The sequence below is a fragment of the Ruegeria sp. F12 genome (genome assembly GCF_056533885.1).
The window spans coordinates 137,204-157,337 of the sequence record NZ_JBQFOV010000006.1 but is presented as its reverse complement, the minus strand read 5'-3'; the positions used below and the strand labels follow the sequence as shown (position 1 = coordinate 157,337).

Below are 20,134 nucleotides of genomic sequence, written 5' to 3'. Positions count from 1 at the left end.
CCCTCTTCGCTTGCCTGTTCGGGGTATCTAGCCCGCTTGTTGCAAGACGTCCAGAAAAGCGGCCCCAAACCTTTCGTGACGACGATCGCCCAGCACTTGTTCCAGCCCGCGCTGATCGCCGGGGCGCAATTGCGCGACCTTGGCCAATTGCGAGGCAGAGCAGGTCAGCGGTTTGTCGATCCCGTCAGGCCCACGTGCCAGATCGTTCTGAACGGCCAAAAGCTGGTCGTAGATGTCCCCCTGATCGCGCCCGGCCAGTTTGCGCCGGGCAGGGTGCAGCGCGGCGGCCTCACCTGCGATCACCTCAAGGAAGGTGTCGCCATAGCGTTCCAGCTTTTTTGCACCGACGCCGCCGATCCGAGCCATCTCGTCCAACGTCATGGGGCGGGTCTCGGCCATTTCGATCAGGGTGCGGTCGGGGAAAATGACGTAAGCGGGCACCCGCTGCGATTCCGCCAGCGCGCGGCGTTTGGCCTTGAGCGCGGACAGCAGCGGCGCGTCTTCTTCGGCCACCATCGCTTTGACGGCGGGGCGGCGGGTGGCTTTGCGGATCGTGTCCTTGCGCAGGTTGATTTGTGCTTCGCCCTTCAGGATCGGTTTGGCGGCCTCGGTCATGCGGAGGGCGCCGTGGCGATCAGGGTCCGGGCGGACCAGATCATGCCCCATCATCTGCCGGAAAATCGCCTGCCATTGCGGGCGGGACCAATCTTTGCCGATGCCCCATGTGGACAGCGCATCATGCCGCCGCGCCCGGACCTTGTCAGTTTCATTGGCCAGAAGGATGTCGATCAGATGGCCCGAGCCAAACCATTCTTCGGTGCGCAGGATCGCGGACAGGGCCATGCGTACGGGGGTGGTGCCGTCAAACACCTCGGGTGGGGTATCACACAGATCGCATTTGCCGCAGGGCTGAACCTCTTCTCCGAAGTAACCCAGCAGGGATTGACGGCGGCAAACCAGCGCCTCGGCCAACCCAAGCAGAGCATTCAGACGGGCGTGGTCGGCCATGCGGCGTTCCGGTGGGGCCAGCCCTTCATCAATTTGCGAGCGGCGCAGGCGGATGTCATCGGGGCCAAACAGGGTCAGCGTTTCCGCAGGGCTGCCGTCACGTCCGGCGCGCCCGATTTCCTGATAATAGGCTTCGATGGATTTCGGCAGGTCCGCGTGGGCGACCCAGCGGATATCGGGTTTGTCGATGCCCATCCCGAAGGCTACGGTGGCGACGACGATCAGACCGTCTTCGCGGGCAAAGCGAGTTTCGACACTGCGGCGGTCTTCTGGGTCCATGCCGCCGTGATAGTGGCAGGCCGAATGCCCCTCGGCCCGCAGGGCCTGCGCCAGCACCTCGGTCTTGTTGCGGGTGCCGCAATAGACGATGCCGGATTGCCCTTTGCGCGCGGCGGCGAAATCCAGCACCTGTTTGCGCGGCCCGTCCTTGGCGGCAAAGGCCAGATGGATGTTGGGTCGGTCAAAGCCCCGCAGGAATTTGCGGGGTGCAGAGCCGTCGAACAGTTTCTCGACAATCTCATCCTGCGTTTCCGCATCCGCCGTGGCGGTGAAGGCGGCCAAGGGGACGTTCAGCGCGCGGCGCAGCTCTCCAATCCGCAGATAGTCTGGGCGGAAATCGTGACCCCACTGGCTGACGCAATGCGCCTCGTCCACCGCAATAAGACTAACATTAATCCGGCGCAGCATGCCCAAAGCCGACCCGGCGGCCAGACGTTCGGGGGCCATGTAGAGGAGTTTCAGTCGCCCGGCCTCCAACGCCTCCCAGACCGCATCGGTTTCTTCGGGGGTGTTTCCCGAGGTCAGCGCGCCAGCCTCAACCCCGGCCTCTTGCAGCCCGCGCACCTGATCGCGCATCAGGGCGATCAAGGGGGAAATCACCACCGTCACCCCGTCACGCAACAATGCAGGCAGTTGGAAACACAGGGATTTACCACCGCCCGTGGGCATGATTGCCAGCACGTTCTCGCCTGCCGTCACGGCATCGACGATTTCTTCCTGACCGGGTCGGAAATCATCGAATCCAAAGACATCTCGCAGCAAAGGCGCGGAGTCGAACATCTGCGGGGTTGCCCTGTTTTAAGGTTTTTCTGCTCTTAAGACAGGACAATCACATACTAAGATTCGGTGAACAAGAGGTCAGACGAAATAGACCATGTTGTTGATCAGAATGATCCGCAGCGCATAGACACCGATCAGCACGACCAGAGGTGTCAGATCCAACCCGCCCATATTGGGTAAAAAACGCCGTATGGGGCCATAGATCGGCTCGAGTATCCGGTTCAGGCCGTACCAGATTTGTGCCACCAGTTGCTGATGCAGGTTGAGCACCTGAAAGTTGATCAGCCAGCTCATGATCACATGGGCCAGAATGATGAACCAGACAATGTCCAGGATCAGCAGCAGAATTTGGATCAACGACAGCATGGGGCCTCCGGGTGGTCGATTGCCCTGAGACCTAAGCGCCCTTGCGTCAAAGAGCAAGCCCGCGCCTACAGAACGCTTGCGAATTGACCCAAAGCCCCGTCTTATTGACGCAAGAAAAAACAGGGGCGGTCATGGTAGAGATTTCCAAGCGCAAGCGCATCTGGGGCTGGTGGTTTTTCGATTGGGCGTCGCAACCTTTTCATACATTGCTGGTGACATTTGTCTTTGGCCCCTATTTCGCAGGGGTTGCGGCGGGGTATTTCAGCGGCACCGGGCTGGATGCCGAAGCCGCCGCAGCGCGAGCGCAGACGGTTTGGGCAAATTGCCTGACGATCACCGGGCTGATCATCGCGTTTGGTGCGCCGTTGCTGGGGGCGATGGCCGATGTGTCGGGGCGGCGCATCCCTTGGATTTTTGCTTTCTCGGTCATGTATGCCGTGGGGTCCGCCGCGCTGTGGTACACGCTGCCTGACGGGTCAAACATGTGGTTGATGCTGTCGGCCTTTGGTCTGGGCTTTGTGGGCGCTGAATACGCTCTGATCTTTATCAACTCGCAACTGCCCGAACTGGGTGATGACAGCGAGGTGGGCGAAATTTCAGGCTCGGGCTTTGCCTTTGGCTATTTCGGCGGGCTGATCTCGCTTGCGATCATGCTGACGCTGTTTGTCGAACAACCTAACGGCAAGACGCTGATCGGGATTGCGCCGATCCTTGGGCTGGATGCCACTGCGCAGGAGGGCACGCGGTTCGTCGGACCCTTTACCGCGATCTGGTTCATCCTGTTCATGGTGCCGTATTTCCTGTGGGTAAAGGACGATCCTGACAGCGGAAAACAGGGATCGGTCGGGGATGCGCTGAAACTGCTGGGCAAATCCATCTCGGATTTGCGGCACCGAGTCAGTCTGGCGACTTATCTGGGCTCGTCCATGTTCTACCGTGACGCGTTGAACGGGCTTTACAGCTTTGGCGGGGTCTATGCGCGGCTGGTGCTGGAATGGGGCCTGATCAAGATCGGCGTGTTTGGAATTGTGAGCGTTCTGGCCTCGGCCATCTTTGCGTGGATTGGGGGCAAGGCAGACAAGAAATACGGCCCTAAACCAGTGATCTTGGTCGCCATCTGGGTACTGATCTTTGTCTGCGTCACGGTGGTGTCGATGGACCGGACACAGATTTACGGGATCACATTGCCCGAAGGGTCAGGCCTGCCGGACATGGTGTTCTTCGGCTGTGGCGTTCTGATCGGCGGTATGGGGGGTATTCTGCAATCGGCCAGCCGGTCGCTGATGGTGCGTCATACCGATCCTACGGCTCCGGTGGAAAGCTTTGGCCTATATGGTCTGTCAGGGCGCGCAACCGCCTTTGCCGCGCCCATGCTGATCGGAATTGCAACAACTGCGACGGGCAGTGCGCGTCTGGGGGTGTCACCAATCATCGCTTTGTTTATTCTGGGTCTAGTCCTGATGCGCTGGGTGAAACCGGAAGGGGATCAGAGCAGATGATTTTATTACGTTTTTTGGCCGTTCTGGCCGCATTGACACTGGCAGGCACGGCCGGGGCGCAACCTCTGGCCAAGCAGCTATTTGGCGCGCAAAAGCAAAGCTCGGCTCAAAAACCGGCCGCTTTCGGCAGTTATTCGCGCGGATGCGCGGCCGGGTCGGTGCAGCTGCCCGAAACCGGTCCGACTTGGCAGGCCATGCGCCTGTCGCGCAACCGCAATTGGGGGCATCCGCAGGCGATCGACTTCGTGCAGGACCTCAGCCGGTTTGCGGCGAAACAGCCGGGGTGGAATGGTCTCTATATCGGGGATATCAGCCAGCCGAGGGGCGGGCCGATGACCTCGGGGCACCGCTCGCACCAGTTGGGTCTGGATATCGACATCTGGATGCTGCCCGGTGACAATATGCGCCTGTCCCGCAAGGCGCGCGAGAATATCTCGTCCATCTCCCTGCGCCGTGAAAACGGGGCCTTTGTAAACGGCAATTGGACCAAGCAACACCACGCAGTGCTGCGCGAAGCTGCAAAGGACAAGCGCGTCGCTCGGATTTTTGTCTTCCCCGGTGCCAAAGTGCAAATGTGCAAGGATGAGAAAGGCAACCGTGCCTATTTACGCAAGATCCGCCCGTGGTGGGGGCATCACTATCACTTCCACGTCCGCCTGGCTTGCCCGAAAGGGTCGCGCGGCTGTGTCAATCAGGACCCACCCCCCAAGGGTGACGGCTGTTCACAGGCGCAGGAATGGGTGAACAACATCCTCAACCCGCCGCCACCGGACCCGAACGCGCCTGCGCCGAAGCCCCGGCGAGAATACCGACTTGCCGATCTGCCCCAACAATGCGCCGCCGTTCTGCAATCCAACTGATCACCGCATCTCTGGTCGCAGGTGCTTTTTGGGCAGTTGAGGCAAAAACGGCCTCGCACCTGAGCAGCTACACCTGGAAACACCCCGCCGCGTGGTTCGGCGGATTTTCTGCCGTTCATGTCTATGATCAGGGGCGGCGCATAATCGCGCTTAGCGATCGGTCCACGGTCATCGAGGCCCGGATCGAGCGCGACAGGGGCCAGATCACCGGCGTCACCCTGACCGACCACGCGCGGCTTTTGTCCAGCACTGGGCGCGCCATGTCTGGCACAGTGGGCGATTCCGAAGGGATCGCCGTTGCCCCGGATGGCAGCTATTACGTCTCTTTCGAGGGTATCCACCGTGTCGCGCATTACACCGGATTAAAGGCCAAAGCCCGTGTTCTGCCGCGCCCTAAAACGTTCGACGCATTGAATGGCAACGGGTCGTTCGAGGCGCTGGCGATGGATTCCAGCGGTCGTCTCTATACCTTGCCGGAAAAGAACCGCACCGCGCAGGGTGATATTCCCGTCTACCGTTGGGATGGTCAGGGTTGGGCGACCCCCTTTGTCTTGCCGCAACGCGGTAAGTTTTTGCCTGTTGCGGCGGATGTCGGCCCTGACGGGCGGTTTTACCTGTTAGAGCGCGCAGTCGGGTGGACCGGCTTCCGCTCGCGTTTGCGACGCTGGCAGTTGGGCGACGGGGAGGTGACCGGCGAAGAAACCCTGTTTGAAACGGGCACCGGCACGCATGACAACCTCGAGGGGTTGTCCATCTGGCGCGATGACCAAGACCGTTTGCGCGCCACCATGATCTCGGATGACAACTTTCTGGCGCTGCAACGTACCGAGCTGGTCGAGTATCTTCTGCCCGATTGACTCAGAACACCCAAGGGTCTAAACGCACAGCTTGCCTTGGGACGGTCCCTTGGCCAAGTCGCCGCTACCTTGACAAAACGGGCATCAAAATATGCAACGCAGCTTTATTCCCGGCATTTTTGCCATGGCCGCCATTGTCGTGGCCTCGAACTTTCTGGTCCAGTTCCTGATCTTTGACGGGCTGTTGACCTGGGGTGCTTTTACCTATCCGCTGGCCTTCCTGGTCACGGACATCATGAACCGCGTCTATGGCGTGGGCTCGGCCCGCAAGGTCGTGTTCGCCGGGTTTGTCACCGGCATCATCTGCTCGCTGATCGGCAGCCAGATCATGTTGCAAGGTGACGGGTTCACCTATGCCGCTGTCCCGCTGCGCATCGCCGTAGCCTCGGGCACCGCTTTCCTGATCGCGCAGCTGACCGACGTCACCGTGTTCAATTCGCTGCGCGGCGGACGCTGGTGGCGCGCACCGCTGGTCTCGACACTGGTTGGGTCTGCGCTGGACACTGCGATCTTCTTTACGCTGGCCTTCTCGGCCTCGGTCACATTCTTCGGTGCCAATGCGGACGCCGCGATCAACTGGGCGTGGGAGCCCGTGCCCTTCATGCTGACCGGCCCGATGGCGCCCTTGTGGGTGACGCTGGCCTTTGCGGATTGGCTGGTGAAATTGTCGCTGGCCCTGATCGCCCTGATCCCGTTCAAAGTGATCGTTGGCCGATTGACTGCACAGCCCGCGTAAAAAAGTGCTTTGAGAATAGCGCATCTTGTGTCACCATCCTTATCAACCGCAACAGATAGAAAAGGAGGTGATCCAGTGTCGAGAAAGAGATTGGAGAGAGGTGTCGGAACAACCGGGGGGAAAGCCTGCTAGGGCAGCCCTTGGCGGGGTAATCACCCCGGCTGGTCGATTGATCTAACCGACCCAACCTCCTGTACTTTCGAAGGGCCGTCCCACCGGGGCGGCCCTTTTTGTTTCCGCCCGCGCCCGCTAAGGTCCGCCTCATGTTGCGCATCACCGACGATATCATCCTGCAAGACTGGGAAATGACCGAAACCTTTGTTCGGTCCTCCGGCCCTGGTGGGCAGAATGTGAACAAGGTTTCAACCGCAGTCGAGTTGCGGTTCGAGGCTGCGCGCTCACCATCCCTGCCCGATCCGGTCAAGGCGCGGCTGAAACGGTTGGCCGGACGGCGCTGGACCAAAGACGGCGCGATCATCATCCAGTGCGAGGAAACGCGCTCACAAGCCCGGAACCGAGAATTGGCCCGCGCCCGCCTGGCCGAGTTGATTTCCCGCGCGCTGGTCAAACCCAAACGGCGCATCGCCACCAAACCCACCTATGGTTCGGTTAAACGGCGGCTGGCAGCGAAAAAGGCGCGCTCTGACGTCAAGGCACTGCGCGGACGGGTTAACGAAGATTGAACTGGCAGTTTCCCCGCGCCTTGCTAGTCTGACCACCAAACGGGAGGGCAAGGCTATGAGGCTTAAGAGTAAAACGGCAATCGTAACCGGCGGTGCATCCGGTTTCGGTGCAGGCATCGCGCAGACATTCATAGCCGAAGGTGCCCGCGTGATGGTTGCAGATATCAACGGCGACGCGGCACAAGACATGGCCACGTCCCTTGGCGACCAAGCCACCGCGCAACAGGTGGATGTAGCTGATCGAGCTTCGGTTCAGGCCATGGCCGACGCCGCAGCCGCAACCTTCGGAACCCTCGATATTTTGGTCAACAATGCGGGCGTTACCCACCTGCCAACTCCGCTAGAGGACGTGACCGAGGATGATTTCGACCGCGTCTTCAACGTGAACATGAAATCTGTCTACCTGACCGCTCGCGCCTTTGTCCCGGCGATGAAGGCACGCGGCGCAGGCGCGATCCTGAACGTGGCTTCCACGGCGGGCCTGTCGCCGCGCCCGAACCTGAATTGGTACAACGCGTCCAAGGGCTGGATGATCACGGCCACCAAAACCATGGCTGTGGAACTGGCCCCGTCCGGCGTGCGCGTCAACGCCATCTGCCCGGTGGCCGGTGAAACCCCGCTGCTGAAATCCTTCATGGGCGAAGACACCCCGGAAATCCGCGCCAAATTCCTCTCAACCATCCCGCTCGGCCGTTTCTCAACCCCGCAGGATATGGCAAACGCCGCCCTATTCCTGTGCTCGGACGAGGCCAGCATGATCACTGGCACAGCTTTGGAGGTCGATGGTGGCCGCTGTATCTGATCCGCCCTTCATCTGGCCAAAAATATCCCCGCCGGAGGCAGCGCGCCCGCGCGCTTTCCGCCCCAAACGGACCAGTCAGTCGTGACACCCGGACCCAAAAACCTGATCACCGATATCCCCGGCCTTCTGGTCGGCAACGCGCAGGACGCAGCGCTGAAATCCGGCACCACGGTCCTGACCTCCGCCAACCCGTTCATCGCATCGGTCCATGTGATGGGCGGCGCTCCGGGCACGCGTGAGACTGACCTTCTCGCCCCGGACAAATCCGTGGACCGAGTCGACGCCATCGTGTTGTCCGGGGGATCGGCCTTCGGGTTAGATGCCTGCTCCGGCGTCTCGGATGCCATGCGCGCGCAGGGTCGGGGCTTCGCCGTTGGCGCGGCTGTGGTCCCCATCGTTCCGGGCGCCATCCTGTTTGACTTGCTGAACGGCGGTGAAAAGGCATGGGTTGAAAACCCGTATCGCAGCTTGGGTCATCAAGCGTATCTCTCGGCCTCAGATCAATTTGAACTCGGCAGCATCGGAGCTGGCACCGGCGCATTGGCAGCGATGCAAAAGGGCGGGCTGGGCTCGGCTTCTGCCGTTCTGCCCAATGGCATCACGGTCGGCGCTTTGGCGGCGGCGAACCCACTGGGCAGTGTCACCACGCCGGGTGATCGCCATTTCTGGGCCGCGCCGTTCGAAATGGGTAGTGAATTCGGAGGACTGGGACCCGACCCGAATTCGGGTCTGGGGCAACCAGCCCCCAGCCGCAAGGCGCAGGCCATGCACCCGGCGGCGCCGGACAAAGCAAATACCACCATCGCGATTGTCGCCACCGACGCCAAACTGTCCAAGTCGCAATGTCATCGAATGGCGGTTGCCGCCCATGATGGGGTTGCCCGCGCCATCGTTCCCGCCCATACGCCGGGCGACGGGGACCTGGTCTTTGCAGTCAGCACGGGGACCCGCCCGCTTGGGGGTGACCCGATGCAGATCGGAGCGCTGGGACACGCAGCGGCCGTCTGTCTGGCCCGCGCCATAGGTCGCGCCATCTTTGAGGCGACGCCACAGACAGGGGATCTGTTACCCTGTTGGTCACAGATACATGACTTAAGTTAAGGACGACCAAAGTCGGGCTGTGACACAGTGCCATCGCGCGGCAATCTGCGCGTTGACTCTCATCTACACTGACGATCCATTCAGTGCAGCCAATTCGTATCGGAGCAAAAGCTATGAATCGTATCCTCGCCACCGCAGTTGCCGGTCTTCTGGCCCTTCCTGCCTATGCAGAAGGTGACGCCGAAGCGGGCAAGAAAGCGTTCAACAAATGCAAGTCCTGCCACCAGATCGCCGATGCCTCCGGTGAAGCCATCGTCAAAGGCGGCAAGACCGGTCCGAACCTCTACGCCATCGCAGGCCGTACCGCTGGTACCGTTGATGGATTCAAATATGGCGACAGCCTTGTCGCTGCAGGTGAAAATGGCCTGGTCTGGGATGAAACGACTTTCGTTGGATATGTTCAGGACCCCAAAGCCTTCCTGAAAACCTATCTGGATGACACAGCGGCCAAGTCGAAAATGACCTTCCGGCTGAAATCCGGCGGTGAAGACGTCTATGCCTATATCGTCAGCGTTTCGGGCGAATAATATCTGACACCGATCTCCTGAGATTCATCGAAAGGCCGCAGTCCCCCTGCGGCCTTTCGTGCGATTGATATGAGTGCTCAACATCGCCACCTTGGACATACGCAGCCGAACGAGCCCGACCTGTCCGTCGGGCAGGCAGCAGGAGTTGAAAGATGGGAATCATGATCCCGGCCTGGGTCGATGGCGAGTTGACCCCCGTGGACAAGCTTGAAGCGCATGAAAAGGGTTTGCGGCACAAGGCGGTGTCGGTCTTTGTCGTGCGCGGCACCGAGATTTTGCTGCAACGCCGGGCGATGGGCAAATACCATACGCCGGGCCTGTGGGCGAATACCTGCTGCACCCATCCCGACTGGGGTGAGACGCCCTCGGAATGCGCAGTGCGCCGTCTGCGCGAAGAGTTGGGGATTACCGGGCTTTATCCCGAATACCGTCACCGGCTGGAATACCACGCCGATGTGGGCAATTCGATGATCGAGCATGAGGTGGTGGACGTGTTCCTCGCTCATGTGCGTGGGCCATTGCAGATCGAACCGAACCCCGACGAGGTGATGGATATCCGCTGGATCGACTATCACGATCTTCTGGCCGAGGTGCAGCGCCACCCCGCGCGATTCACGCCCTGGCTCAAGATTTATCTGCACAACCACGCCGACACGATTTTCGGCCCCGACCTGATCATCTCGGCCAAGACCTGAGGGCTTGCAAGGCCGCGCCAAGCCGCCTAAATCAACGCGTCATGGCCAAGCAAAAGCAGAAGACCGACCCGAATTACAAAGTCATCGCCGAAAACCGGCGGGCCCGCTTCGATTACGCGATCGAAGAGGATATTGAGTGCGGCATTGTGCTGGAAGGCTCCGAGGTCAAATCTCTGCGCGCGGGTGGTTCGAACATTGCCGAAAGCTATGCCTCGGTCGATGACGGTGAGCTGTGGCTGATCAACAGCTATATCGCGCCCTATGAGCAGGCGAAAGTCTTCAAACACGAAGAACGCCGCCGCCGCAAGTTGTTGGTGTCGCGCAAAGAATTGTCGAATCTGTGGAACGCGACTCAGCGAAAGGGCATGACGCTGGTGCCGCTGGTTTTGTATTTCAACCACAAGGGTCGGGCTAAGCTGAAGATCGGCATCGCCAAGGGTAAGAAACTGCACGATAAGCGTGAATCGCAGGCCAAACGCGATTGGTCACGTCAGAAGCAGCGGTTGATGAAGGATCATAGCTGATCCCTCACCGGGTTCAGAACGCCATCGCAGCTGACACAGCTCGTTTCCATCGATCATAGGCGGCGTCGCGATCCTCTTGCGACATCTCTGGTTTGAATCGGCGATCCAGCGCCCAGGTCTCCGAGAACCCTTGCTGATCGGGATAGACCCCCGCGCGCATTCCGGCCAGCCACGCCGCGCCCAAGGCAGTCGTTTCCTGCATCACCGGACGGTCAACCTCAGCACCCAGATAATCCGACAACCCTTGCATCGCCCAATCCGAAGCGCTGGCGCCACCATCAACGCGCAGCGTCACATCGGTATCCGCGCCCCAGTCGCCTTGCATGGCGTGCCACAGATCGCGGGTCTGGTAGGCGATGCTTTCCAAGGTGGCTTTGGCGAACTCGGCCCGACCTGAGTTGCGGGTCAGACCGAACACTGCGCCCCGGCAATCGGGTTTCCAGTAAGGCGCGCCCAGCCCGGTAAAAGCGGGCACCAGCACGACATGCTGATTAGGGTCTGCTTGTTGCGCCAATTCTCCGCTTTCGGGGGCCGTTTCGATGATCTGCAACGCATCACGCAGCCACTGCACCGCAGCCCCGGCCACAAAGATCGAGCCCTCCAACGCATAGGTCCGTTTGCCGTCCAGCTGGTAGGCGATGGTAGTCAGCAGACGGTTTTTCGATTCGACCGGCTTGTCGCCCGTGTTCAGCAGCGCGAAACAGCCCGTGCCATAGGTGGATTTCATCATCCCCGGCTGAAAACACGCCTGCCCAATGGTGGCGGCCTGTTGGTCGCCGGCGACGCCCAAAATGGGGATATTTCCCCCAAACAGGGTCGTTTCTCCGAAGTCCGAGGCACAATCATGGACCTGCGGCAGCATATTCATCGGCACGTCCAGTAGATCACAGATCTCCGTGCTCCATTCGCCTTTGTGGATGTCGAACAACAGGGTGCGGGCGGCGTTTGTGGCGTCGGTGGCGTGGCTGCGGCCTTCGGTTAGACGCCAGATCAGGAAGCTGTCGATGGTGCCGAACAGCAGCTCTCCGGGTTCGGCCTTTTCGCGCGCGCCGGGGACGGTATCCAGCAGCCATTTCACCTTGGTGCCCGAGAAATATGGGTCCAGCAGCAAGCCGGTCTGGGCCGTCACATCATCCTCGCAACCGGCTTGTTTGTAGCGGGCGCAAATCTCGGCGGTGCGGCGGTCCTGCCAGACGATGGCGTTGTGGATCGGTTTCCCGGTGGCGCGATCCCAGACCACGGTGGTTTCACGCTGGTTGGTGATGCCGATACCGGCGATTTGGTCGGGGGTGACGCCATTGGTTTCCATCACCTCGCGGCAGACCCGCAAAACGCTGTCCCAGATTTCCTCGGGGTCGTGTTCGACCCAGCCTTCCTGCGGGAAATGCTGGGTGAATTCGTGCTGTGCGGTGCCAGCGCGCTGCATTTCAGCGTCAAACAGAATGGCCCGCGATGATGTGGTGCCCTGATCAATGGCGAGAATATAGGTCATGCCCTGCGCCCCCCTCCGGTATTGGTTTTGCAGGACTTTAGCGCAAACAGCGTGGCTGGGGCCAGAGCGATCAGACCGGAATATTGTCGATCAGTCGCACGCCGTCCGCCCAAGCGGCCACAAACAGCCGGGCGGGGCGGTCGGCATGGGTCAGCGGATCCAGCGTCTCGGCGCAGCGCAGTTGGATATATTCGACTTGCGTAAAGCCCGCTGCCAGCAGATCGGTCTGTGCCCGCGCGGCCAAGGCGTCGAATGCCGCGCCATCTTTCAGCGAGGTGGCCAGTTCGATCATGATCCGGTGCTTGTGGGCAGCAACCTCCAACCCCTCTGGCGACAGACGCAGGTTGCGCGAGGACATCGCCAGCCCCGAGGGTTCGCGCACCGTGGGACAGCCAACAACCTCAATCGGGATATCCAGATCGCGGGCCATACGGCGCACGACCATCAGTTGTTGATAGTCTTTTTCCCCGAAATAGGCTCTGTCTGCCTGCGTCTGCAGGAACAGCTTCGCGACGACAGTGGCGACGCCATCGAAATGACCGGGGCGGAATTCACCCTCCATCACATTGGTCAGGCCGGTGACGGAAACGGTGGAGGCAAAGCCCTGCGGATAGATCTCATCAGGATCGGGCACATATATCGCATCCACGTCAAATGGGCCCAGTTTCTGCGCGTCCTCATGTTCCGTGCGCGGATAATTGGCCAAGTCTTCGGGGTTGTTGAACTGCTTGGGGTTCACAAAGATCGTGACAATGACGCGGTCGGCCCCGGCCTTGGCGGCCTCAACCAGCGACAGATGCCCCTGATGCAGCGCGCCCATGGTGGGGACCACGCCGATGACCTCGCCGTTGCGGTGCCATTGGGATGTCAGCGCGCGCAGATCGGTAAGGCGGCGCAGGATGGGGGCTGTCATGTCTTTGGTCCTTTGGACGGGGCCTGATCCGCAAAAACATGTTCGTCCGCCGGAAAGCTGCGGGCGCGCACTTCGGCGGCGTATTCGGCGATGGCGGCCTCGGCCAAGGGGCCAAGTTCGGCATAGCGTTTGACGAATTTCGGTTTGAAGGCGGTGAAAAAGCCCACCATGTCGTCGACCACAAGAATTTGCCCGTCACAGCCCGCAGATGCACCGATGCCAATGGTGGGGATCGCAACCTCTGCTGTGATGCGATCGGCCAGGCCTTGCGGAACCTTCTCTAACACGACCGAAAACGCGCCTGCGCCTGCGACGGCGTGGGCGTCGGCCAGAACCGCCTCGGCCTGATCATCGCGGCCCTGTACCTTGTAGCCACCCAGCGTGTTGATCGATTGTGGGGTCAGGCCGATATGGGCCATCACCGGAATGCCGCGCTTGACCAGAAATCGGATGGTCTCGGCCATCTCAACCCCGCCCTCCAGCTTGACGGCACCGGCGCCGGTTTCAGCCATCAGCCGCGCGGCATTGCGAAAGGCGTCGGCAGGCGAGTGTTCATAGCTGCCAAAGGGCATGTCGATGACCATCATCGCGCTGCTCAGCCCCCGGGCGACGGCTTGCCCGTGCATCACCATCATCTCCATCGTCACGCCCAGCGTCGATTCCAGCCCGTGCAGCACCATGCCGACGCTGTCGCCCACCAGTACGAAATCGCAATGGGCATCCATCAACCGCGCCATCGGCGTGGTATACGCGGTCAAGCTGACGATGGGCTCGCCGCCTTTGAGGTCGCGGATATCCTGGGCGTTTGGGGCTTTTTTGCGGGCGGTGGCACTCATGATCGTTGCTCCGGGGTTCATGTTGCAGCGCGGCATAACAGATCGACAGGGGCCATAGAAACCCCGGTTGCGCGAACATTTCCTTGATTGACCTTGGGTTTATGGGGACATTGGTCTCAGAACGACCCTCGGAAACGAAGGGTCACACATTTTCTGTGGGGAGTGATTTACATGACAAAGCAGACGTTTCGGTCCTTTGCGTCGGTGTTGGCCGTGGGAGCCAGCCTCTTCGCCGGGCAGGCTTGGGCCAAATCCGATATTACCATTGCGATGCAGTTGGAGCCTCCGCATCTGGACCCGACAAGCGCAGCCGCGCAGGCCATCGATTCGGTCGTTTATACTAATATCTTCGAAGGGTTGACCCGTTTTATGGGCGATGGCTCGGTCGTGCCGGGGCTGGCGGAAAGCTGGGAGATTTCGGATGACGGCACCGTCTATACTTTCAAGCTGCATGATGGGGTGACCTTCCATGACGGCTCGACCATGGATGGCGAGGACGTCAAGTTCAGCCTTGACCGCGCCCGCGCCGAAGACAGCGCCAACGCGCAAAAAGCCCTGTTTGCCGGGATCGACAGTGTCGAGGTGGTGGACCCGCTGACTGTCAAGGTCACGTTGTCTGCACCGAACGGGAACTTCCTGTTCAACATGGCGTGGGGCGATGCGGTGATTGTCGCGCCTGAAAGCATCGAGAACATCAAGACCAACCCGGTTGGTACCGGGGCCTATACCTTTGGCGACTGGGTGCAGGGCGACAGCATCACGCTGAACCGCAACCCGAACTATTGGGGCGATCAACCCGCGTTGGAGACCGCTACGTTCAAGTTTATCTCGGATCCGACCGCTGCATTTGCTGCGATGATGGCCGATGATGTGGATGTGTTCGACAATTTCCCGGCCCCCGAAAACCTGCCTCAGTTCGAGGCGGATTCGCGGTTTCAAGTGCTGGTCGGCTCGACTGAGGGCGAGACGATCCTGTCCACGAACAACAAAAAGCCACCCTTTGACGATATCCGCGTGCGGCAGGCTTTGGCCCATGCGATCGATCGGCAGGCGATTATTGACGGAGCGATGTTCGGCTATGGCACGCCCATCGGCACTCATTTCGCACCGCACAATCCGGCCTATGTCGATCTGACCGGCAATTCGGCCTATGACCCCAAGAAAGCCGCGCAGCTTCTGGCTGATGCAGGCTATGCTGACGGGTTCGAAACCACGTTGCACCTGCCGCCCCCCTCTTACGCCCGTCGCGGCGGTGAGATCATCGCGGCGCAACTGGCCGAGGTCGGGATCAAGGCCGAGATCATCAATGTTGAATGGGCGCAATGGTTGGAATCGGTGTTCAAGGGCAAGGATTTCGGCCTAACAATCGTCAGCCATACCGAGCCGATGGATATCGGCATCTATGCGCGGCCCGACTATTACTTCCAATATGACAGCAGCGATTTTCAGGCTCTGATGGAACTGTTGAACGAAACCACCGATCCGGATCAGCGCAAGAAATTGCTGGGCGATGCGCAACGCCTGATCGCCACTGATTTCGTCAATGGCTACCTGTTCCAGCTGGCCAAGCTGGGTGTTGCCAAAGCAGGTGTGCAGGGCCTGTGGGAGAACGCGCCCACGGCTGCCATCGATCTGACGCAGATCAGTTGGTCTGAATGACCGGAACTGGGGCCGTGTTGCGCGGCCCCAAGTTTTGCCAGGGTCAGGGTGAGCAGTATCATGACGTCTTTCCGTGTTCTTTTGCTATGCGTGTGTACGCTCTGCGGGCTGGCCTCGATGGCGGGTGCGCAAAATGCGCTTAGCACCCGGTTGGATGCACTGGCCGGCACCCCCGAAAATCCGTTGAATGTGGGCGTCGGGATTAGGATCAACCAGATTACTAGCGTCGATCAAAAGGCGGAAAACTATGGGGCGGTGGCGGTTTTGCGGTTCGAATGGACGGACCCTCTGCTGGCGTTTGACGCAGAGAAGACGGGACGGGATATTCGGGTCTTCAACCCGTCTGACTTGGCGGACCACGCGGCCGAGATTGGCGCCGTCATGCCCGCCTTCGTGATCCACAATCAGCAATCCAACAAATGGATTCACGAGGCCGCCGCCTCGCTGCGCAGCGACGGGCGGGTGGTTTATGTCGAGAAATCTTCGCTGACCTTGCAGGCCCCTCATTTCGATTTCCGCAAGTATCCGTTCGACACGCAGGATTTCTATTTCGAGGTCGTTTCAGTCTTTCCCGCGGATTACGTGACGTATTACCCGCTGGAAGACTACTCGGGTCTGGGCGATCTGCTGGGCGAGGAAGAATGGGTTCTGGGCAATGCGCGAATGGTGAAAACCCAGGTTCAGGGTCTGTCGGGGAAAGATAGCGATCAGTTGGCGCTGGCCTTTCAGGGCAGCAGGCATCAAACCTACTACATGATCCGGGTGTTCATGCCCATGCTGGTACTCGTTGCTGTTGGCTGGGCGCTGTTCTTTCTGGACGAATACCGCAAACGGATCGAGATTGCGGGGGGCAACCTGCTGGTCTTCGTTGCTTTCAACTGGGCGATTTCTGCTGATCTGCCCAAGCTGGGCTATCTGACCTTTCTGGATTTCGTTCTGCAATGGATGTTCCTGATGACCGGGGCGTTGATCGTTTTCAATGTCGCCTTGCGCAGACTCAAGGTCGCCGGGCGCGAAGACACAGCGCGCAAGTTGGACAATTACGCGGTTAAGTGGATCTATCCTCTGGGCTATGCCGCGATCGTCGGCTACGCGGTTTCTGCTTATTTGCTGATACCTTAGACGCTGGACCAACGGCGCCTGTGACCCTAACGTGCGATCTATGCTGCGCTACGCTCTCAAACGTTTGATATCGCTGATGATCAGCCTGGCCGTTGCCTCGGTCGTGATCTTCGCAGTGATCGAGGTTGCACCGGGCGATCCGGCATCCTTCATGCTGGGCGTAAACGCGCAAGAGGACACGCTAGCTGCGCTACGGGCTGAGTTGGGCTTGGATGGCTCAAAGCTTGAGCGCTACTTCAACTGGGTCAGCGGAATGCTGGCGGGTGATTTCGGCACCTCCTATACCTATCGCACGCCAGTTTCGCAGATGATCCAGGATCGGCTTTGGGTGTCTTTGCCGCTGGCGCTCTATGCATTGACCTTGTCGACACTGATTGCCTTCCCTGCCGGGATTTACGCTGCTGCGCGTCGGGGCAAGCCCGGCGATCTGACCGTGATGGGTGCGACGCAGCTGGGCATTGCGGTGCCCAATTTCTGGTTTGCCATGATGCTGGTGCTGATCTTTGCCATAAACCTGCGCTGGTTCAACGCCGGAGGGTTCGCAGGTTGGGATCAGGGGTTTTGGACCGGGTTGCATTCGTTGACGCTGCCCGCCGTCGCGCTGGCCTTGCCGCAAGCAGCGATTCTGGCGCGGGTCAAGCGGTCATCTCTGTTGGATATTCTGGGCGAGGATTTCATGCGCACTGCTCGCGCCAAGGGTCTGTCGCGCCGTCAGGCCCTGTGGCGGCACGGCGTCCGCAACGCGCTGATCCCGGTGCTGACCATCATTGGGCTGCAGTTTTCATTCCTCTTGGCTGGGTCGATCATTATCGAGCAGGTCTTCTATCTGCCCGGCCTTGGGCGCTTGGTGTTTCAGGCGATCTCGGCCCGTGATCTGATTGTGGTGGAATCGGTTGTCATGTTGCTGGTCTTTGCCGTCATCACCGTGAATTTCCTGGTCGATCTGGCTTATGCTGCCGTCGATCCCCGCCTCAGGAGCCGGACATGAGCCGCAACCTGATCCTTGGCGCCTTGCTGTCCTCGCTGGTTCTGCTGGCGGCGCTGGTGTCCTTTGTCTGGACACCTTACGACCACGCCGCGATGGATATTCCCGGCAAGCTAAAGACGCCAAGCGCACAGAACTGGTTTGGCACGGATCATTTCGGGCGCGACATGTTCTCGATGATTATGGTGGGCGCGCGCACGTCGATTGCGGTCGCCCTAGTTGCCGTGGGTATCGGTATGGCGCTGGGCGTGCCGCTTGGCCTGACAGCGGCGGCGCGCAAAGGATCTTGGCTGGATGAGGTGATCATGCGCGGCAATGATCTGGTCTTTGCCTTCCCATCGCTGGTCATTGCGATCCTGATCACAGCCGTATTCGGCGCAGGGGCGATCAACGCGATTTTCGCCATCGGTATCTTTAACATCCCCGTCTTCGCCCGTATCACCCGCGGCGCGGCGCTGTCCCTGTGGGAGCGTGAGTTCATCCTCGCCGCCCGTGTCTCGGGCAAGGGTGCTGCGCGCATATCGGCGGAACATATCCTGCCCAATGTCGCCAATCTGCTGATCGTACAGGGCACCATCCAGTTCTCGCTGGGGATACTGGCCGAAGCCGGGCTGTCTTACGTCGGACTTGGTGCGCAACCGCCCACACCTAGCTGGGGCCGCATGCTGGCCGATGCGCAGACAATGGTCAGTTTTGCCCCGCATTTGGCTCTGATACCAGGGCTGGCGATCATTGTCACGGTGCTGGGTCTGAACCTGCTGGGCGATGGGCTGCGCGATTGGCTGGACCCTCGGATCAGGGTGGCGCGCGCATGAGTTTGCTTGAGGTCGAAAACCTGTCGCTGTCAATCCACGGGGCGCCGATCCTGAAGCAGATTAACCTGTCCATTGATCCCGGCCAGATCGTCGCCGTGACAGGTGAAAGCGGCTCGGGCAAGTCGATGACCGCTTTGGCCGTGATGCAGCTGTTGCCCAACGGGGCGCAGACGCAGGGCGAGATCCGGCTGGAAGGGCGCGACGTGCTGACCACTCCCGAAGCCGGGATGTGTGCCCTGCGTGGTGCCAAGATCGGGATGGTGTTTCAGGAGCCGATGACAGCCCTGAACCCGGTGAAGACCATCGGCGATCAGGTCATGGAAACTATCCTGATCCATAAGGCCATGCCTGCCACGCAGGCTCTGGACCGCACGAAGGAAGTGTTGCGCCGCGTGGGCCTTCCCCCGGAGCGCTTTCCCCTGTCTCGCTATCCGCATGAGTTGTCGGGCGGGCAACGCCAGCGCGTTGTCATCGCCATGGCAATTGCCTTGCGGCCCACGTTGCTGATCGCGGATGAGCCGACAACCGCGCTGGATGTAACAACGCAGGCGCAAATCCTCGATCTGCTGAAGGGGTTGGTGCGCGAATACGGCATGGGTCTGCTGATGATCACCCATGATCTGGCCGTGGTCGCTGACATGGCAGACCAGATCGTCGTGATGCGGCACGGCGAGGTCGTGGAAGCTGGCCCCACCGACGATCTGCTGCGAAACATGCAGCACCCTTATACCCGTATGCTGTTTGAGGCCTCGGGTCATCAGGTGGCCTTGCCCGACACAGCGGGGGATCGCCCGTTGTTAGAGGTCACTCAGGTCGTCCGCGACTATCGCTTGCCGCGCAAGGGTCTGTTCGACAAGCCGGGCCACCACCGCGCGGTGGATCAGGTCAGCTTTACGCTCAATCGTGGTGAACGACTGGGTTTGGTAGGTGAGTCTGGATGTGGAAAATCGACCCTAACGCGTGCGATTCTGGGCTTGGAAGAGGTGCAAGCTGGGGAAATCCGTCTGGATGGCGCACCCGTTTTCACGGGCCACAAACCAAACCCTGCGGTGCGTCGTAAGATGCAAGTGGTGTTTCAGGACCCCTATGGCAGCTTCAACCCCCGCCACAAAGTCGCGCGTTTGATCACCGAACCGTTTCATTTGCTGGACACGCCGCCTACTGGGACCGAGCGGCAGGACCGGATCGCAGAAATGCTGACCGCCGTCGGCCTCAGCCCTAATGACGCTGGGAAATACATCCACGAGTTCTCGGGCGGGCAGCGTCAGCGTATCGCCATTGCCCGTGCCTTGATCATCCGCCCCGAATTGATCCTGTTTGATGAAGCGGTCTCGGCCCTTGATGTTTCAGTTCGTGCGCAAATCCTGGATCTGCTGGCCGAGCTGTGCGCGACCTATGACCTGACCTATCTGTTCATCAGCCACGACTTAAGCGTGGTGCGCACGATCACTGATCGGGTGATGGTCATGCAGGCGGGCAAGATCGTGGAACAAGGCGAGACCGAGCAGGTCTTTGCCCATCCGCAGCACAGCTATACCCGTACCCTGATCGACGCCGCGCCGGTGCTGCCTGATATCGGGACGCTTGCTGGCTGA

20 protein-coding genes are annotated in these 20,134 nt (G+C 60.2%); 15 read left to right on the top strand and 5 right to left on the bottom strand.

The genetic code is table 11. From position 1 onward, the window contains the following. Positions 1-27: 27 nt before the first annotated feature. Both recQ and ACR0CA_RS10970 read right to left on the bottom strand, forming a co-directional pair. On the bottom strand, positions 28-2,067 hold the full coding sequence (gene recQ, locus ACR0CA_RS10975; protein WP_480898989.1) for a DNA helicase RecQ: 2,040 nt from the start codon (positions 2,065-2,067) through the stop codon (positions 28-30). Between the two features lie 78 nt (positions 2,068-2,145). Next, positions 2,146-2,433: a YggT family protein gene (locus ACR0CA_RS10970; RefSeq protein ID WP_353008684.1), complete on the bottom strand. Its 288-nt coding sequence runs from the start codon at positions 2,431-2,433 to the stop codon at positions 2,146-2,148. 131 nt (positions 2,434-2,564) lie between these two features. Here ACR0CA_RS10970 and ACR0CA_RS10965 point away from each other — a divergent pair, with 131 nt between their 5' ends. The 10 genes from ACR0CA_RS10965 to smpB all read left to right on the top strand — a co-directional run bounded on the left by ACR0CA_RS10965 (position 2,565) and on the right by smpB (position 10,717). Continuing rightward, entirely contained in the window at positions 2,565-3,932 is a 1,368-nt protein-coding gene (locus ACR0CA_RS10965) for an MFS transporter (RefSeq protein ID WP_480898987.1), read from the top strand. Then, positions 3,929-4,792 (top strand): penicillin-insensitive murein endopeptidase, encoded by an 864-nt coding sequence (mepA, locus tag ACR0CA_RS10960; RefSeq protein ID WP_170789503.1) that lies wholly within the window; start codon positions 3,929-3,931, stop codon positions 4,790-4,792. The genes ACR0CA_RS10965 and mepA overlap by 4 nt, the downstream gene beginning before the upstream one ends. Beyond that, positions 4,765-5,649 carry an esterase-like activity of phytase family protein gene (locus tag ACR0CA_RS10955; protein WP_480898984.1) on the top strand — a complete coding sequence of 295 codons (885 nt, stop codon included), beginning with the start codon at positions 4,765-4,767 and terminating at the stop codon, positions 5,647-5,649. Before mepA ends, ACR0CA_RS10955 begins: the two co-directional genes overlap by 28 nt. A gap of 91 nt (positions 5,650-5,740) precedes the next feature. Next, entirely contained in the window at positions 5,741-6,385 is a 645-nt protein-coding gene (locus ACR0CA_RS10950; RefSeq protein ID WP_480898982.1) for a queuosine precursor transporter, read from the top strand. A gap of 263 nt (positions 6,386-6,648) precedes the next feature. Continuing rightward, positions 6,649-7,068: an alternative ribosome rescue aminoacyl-tRNA hydrolase ArfB gene (arfB, locus tag ACR0CA_RS10945; RefSeq protein WP_170772944.1), complete on the top strand. Its 420-nt coding sequence runs from the start codon at positions 6,649-6,651 to the stop codon at positions 7,066-7,068. Between the two features lie 55 nt (positions 7,069-7,123). Further along, positions 7,124-7,870 (top strand): SDR family oxidoreductase, encoded by a 747-nt coding sequence (locus tag ACR0CA_RS10940; RefSeq protein ID WP_170772942.1) that lies wholly within the window; start codon positions 7,124-7,126, stop codon positions 7,868-7,870. Between the two features lie 81 nt (positions 7,871-7,951). Continuing rightward, positions 7,952-8,971, top strand: a complete 1,020-nt coding sequence (locus ACR0CA_RS10935; protein ID WP_480898978.1) for a P1 family peptidase — start codon at positions 7,952-7,954, stop codon at positions 8,969-8,971. A gap of 113 nt (positions 8,972-9,084) precedes the next feature. After that, positions 9,085-9,498 carry a c-type cytochrome gene (locus tag ACR0CA_RS10930; protein WP_170772938.1) on the top strand — a complete coding sequence of 138 codons (414 nt, stop codon included), beginning with the start codon at positions 9,085-9,087 and terminating at the stop codon, positions 9,496-9,498. A 152-nt stretch (positions 9,499-9,650) separates the two neighbouring features. Further along, positions 9,651-10,193, top strand: coding sequence for an isopentenyl-diphosphate Delta-isomerase (gene idi / locus ACR0CA_RS10925; RefSeq protein WP_170355873.1), 543 nt, complete (start codon positions 9,651-9,653; stop codon positions 10,191-10,193). A gap of 41 nt (positions 10,194-10,234) precedes the next feature. Then, positions 10,235-10,717 carry an SsrA-binding protein SmpB gene (smpB, locus tag ACR0CA_RS10920; RefSeq protein WP_170789508.1) on the top strand — a complete coding sequence of 161 codons (483 nt, stop codon included), beginning with the start codon at positions 10,235-10,237 and terminating at the stop codon, positions 10,715-10,717. 13 nt (positions 10,718-10,730) lie between these two features. Here smpB and glpK read toward each other — a convergent pair whose 3' ends face one another. The 3 genes from glpK to panB all read right to left on the bottom strand — a co-directional run bounded on the left by glpK (position 10,731) and on the right by panB (position 13,958). Beyond that, positions 10,731-12,209, bottom strand: coding sequence for a glycerol kinase GlpK (glpK, locus tag ACR0CA_RS10915; RefSeq protein WP_170772936.1), 1,479 nt, complete (start codon positions 12,207-12,209; stop codon positions 10,731-10,733). Between the two features lie 70 nt (positions 12,210-12,279). Next, a complete protein-coding gene (gene panC / locus ACR0CA_RS10910) occupies positions 12,280-13,122 on the bottom strand; it encodes a pantoate--beta-alanine ligase (protein ID WP_480898975.1) in 843 nt (280 codons plus the stop codon). After that, the gene (gene panB, locus ACR0CA_RS10905) at positions 13,119-13,958 is read right to left on the bottom strand and encodes a 3-methyl-2-oxobutanoate hydroxymethyltransferase (RefSeq protein WP_480898972.1); all 840 of its coding nucleotides are present in this window, start codon (positions 13,956-13,958) and stop codon (positions 13,119-13,121) included. Before panB ends, panC begins: the two co-directional genes overlap by 4 nt. 171 nt (positions 13,959-14,129) lie before the next feature. On the opposite strand from panB, the gene ACR0CA_RS10900 reads away from it, so the two are divergent. Genes ACR0CA_RS10900 through ACR0CA_RS10880 form a run of 5 tightly spaced genes read left to right on the top strand, consistent with a single transcriptional unit; the run spans position 14,130 to position 20,134 of the window. Beyond that, on the top strand, positions 14,130-15,617 hold the full coding sequence (locus ACR0CA_RS10900) for an ABC transporter substrate-binding protein (RefSeq protein WP_480898970.1): 1,488 nt from the start codon (positions 14,130-14,132) through the stop codon (positions 15,615-15,617). A gap of 60 nt (positions 15,618-15,677) precedes the next feature. Beyond that, entirely contained in the window at positions 15,678-16,739 is a 1,062-nt protein-coding gene (locus ACR0CA_RS10895; protein WP_480898967.1) for a ligand-gated ion channel, read from the top strand. A gap of 40 nt (positions 16,740-16,779) precedes the next feature. Then, positions 16,780-17,727: an ABC transporter permease gene (locus ACR0CA_RS10890; RefSeq protein ID WP_480898964.1), complete on the top strand. Its 948-nt coding sequence runs from the start codon at positions 16,780-16,782 to the stop codon at positions 17,725-17,727. Next, positions 17,724-18,539: an ABC transporter permease gene (locus ACR0CA_RS10885; protein WP_480898962.1), complete on the top strand. Its 816-nt coding sequence runs from the start codon at positions 17,724-17,726 to the stop codon at positions 18,537-18,539. The genes ACR0CA_RS10890 and ACR0CA_RS10885 overlap by 4 nt, the downstream gene beginning before the upstream one ends. Continuing rightward, entirely contained in the window at positions 18,536-20,134 is a 1,599-nt protein-coding gene (locus ACR0CA_RS10880; RefSeq protein ID WP_480898961.1) for an ABC transporter ATP-binding protein, read from the top strand. The genes ACR0CA_RS10885 and ACR0CA_RS10880 overlap by 4 nt, the downstream gene beginning before the upstream one ends.

Bases quoted from the DNA above. Each gene is read 5' to 3' on its own strand.
- idi (WP_170355873.1), top strand. From the start codon at position 9,651: ATGGGAATCATGATCCCGGCCTGGGTCGATGGCGAGTTGACCCCCGTG.
- ACR0CA_RS10900 (WP_480898970.1), top strand. From the start codon at position 14,130: ATGACAAAGCAGACGTTTCGGTCCTTTGCGTCGGTGTTGGCCGTGGGA.
- panC (WP_480898975.1), bottom strand. From the start codon at position 13,122: ATGACAGCCCCCATCCTGCGCCGCCTTACCGATCTGCGCGCGCTGACA.
- glpK (WP_170772936.1), bottom strand. From the start codon at position 12,209: ATGACCTATATTCTCGCCATTGATCAGGGCACCACATCATCGCGGGCC.
- ACR0CA_RS10895 (WP_480898967.1), top strand. From the start codon at position 15,678: ATGACGTCTTTCCGTGTTCTTTTGCTATGCGTGTGTACGCTCTGCGGG.
- ACR0CA_RS10950 (WP_480898982.1), top strand. From the start codon at position 5,741: ATGCAACGCAGCTTTATTCCCGGCATTTTTGCCATGGCCGCCATTGTC.
- mepA (WP_170789503.1), top strand. From the start codon at position 3,929: ATGATTTTATTACGTTTTTTGGCCGTTCTGGCCGCATTGACACTGGCA.
- ACR0CA_RS10885 (WP_480898962.1), top strand. From the start codon at position 17,724: ATGAGCCGCAACCTGATCCTTGGCGCCTTGCTGTCCTCGCTGGTTCTG.
- smpB (WP_170789508.1), top strand. From the start codon at position 10,235: ATGGCCAAGCAAAAGCAGAAGACCGACCCGAATTACAAAGTCATCGCC.
- ACR0CA_RS10890 (WP_480898964.1), top strand. From the start codon at position 16,780: ATGCTGCGCTACGCTCTCAAACGTTTGATATCGCTGATGATCAGCCTG.
- ACR0CA_RS10965 (WP_480898987.1), top strand. From the start codon at position 2,565: ATGGTAGAGATTTCCAAGCGCAAGCGCATCTGGGGCTGGTGGTTTTTC.
- recQ (WP_480898989.1), bottom strand. From the start codon at position 2,067: ATGTTCGACTCCGCGCCTTTGCTGCGAGATGTCTTTGGATTCGATGAT.
- ACR0CA_RS10930 (WP_170772938.1), top strand. From the start codon at position 9,085: ATGAATCGTATCCTCGCCACCGCAGTTGCCGGTCTTCTGGCCCTTCCT.
- arfB (WP_170772944.1), top strand. From the start codon at position 6,649: ATGTTGCGCATCACCGACGATATCATCCTGCAAGACTGGGAAATGACC.
- ACR0CA_RS10955 (WP_480898984.1), top strand. From the start codon at position 4,765: ATGCGCCGCCGTTCTGCAATCCAACTGATCACCGCATCTCTGGTCGCA.
- ACR0CA_RS10940 (WP_170772942.1), top strand. From the start codon at position 7,124: ATGAGGCTTAAGAGTAAAACGGCAATCGTAACCGGCGGTGCATCCGGT.
- ACR0CA_RS10880 (WP_480898961.1), top strand. From the start codon at position 18,536: ATGAGTTTGCTTGAGGTCGAAAACCTGTCGCTGTCAATCCACGGGGCG.
- ACR0CA_RS10970 (WP_353008684.1), bottom strand. From the start codon at position 2,433: ATGCTGTCGTTGATCCAAATTCTGCTGCTGATCCTGGACATTGTCTGG.
- panB (WP_480898972.1), bottom strand. From the start codon at position 13,958: ATGAGTGCCACCGCCCGCAAAAAAGCCCCAAACGCCCAGGATATCCGC.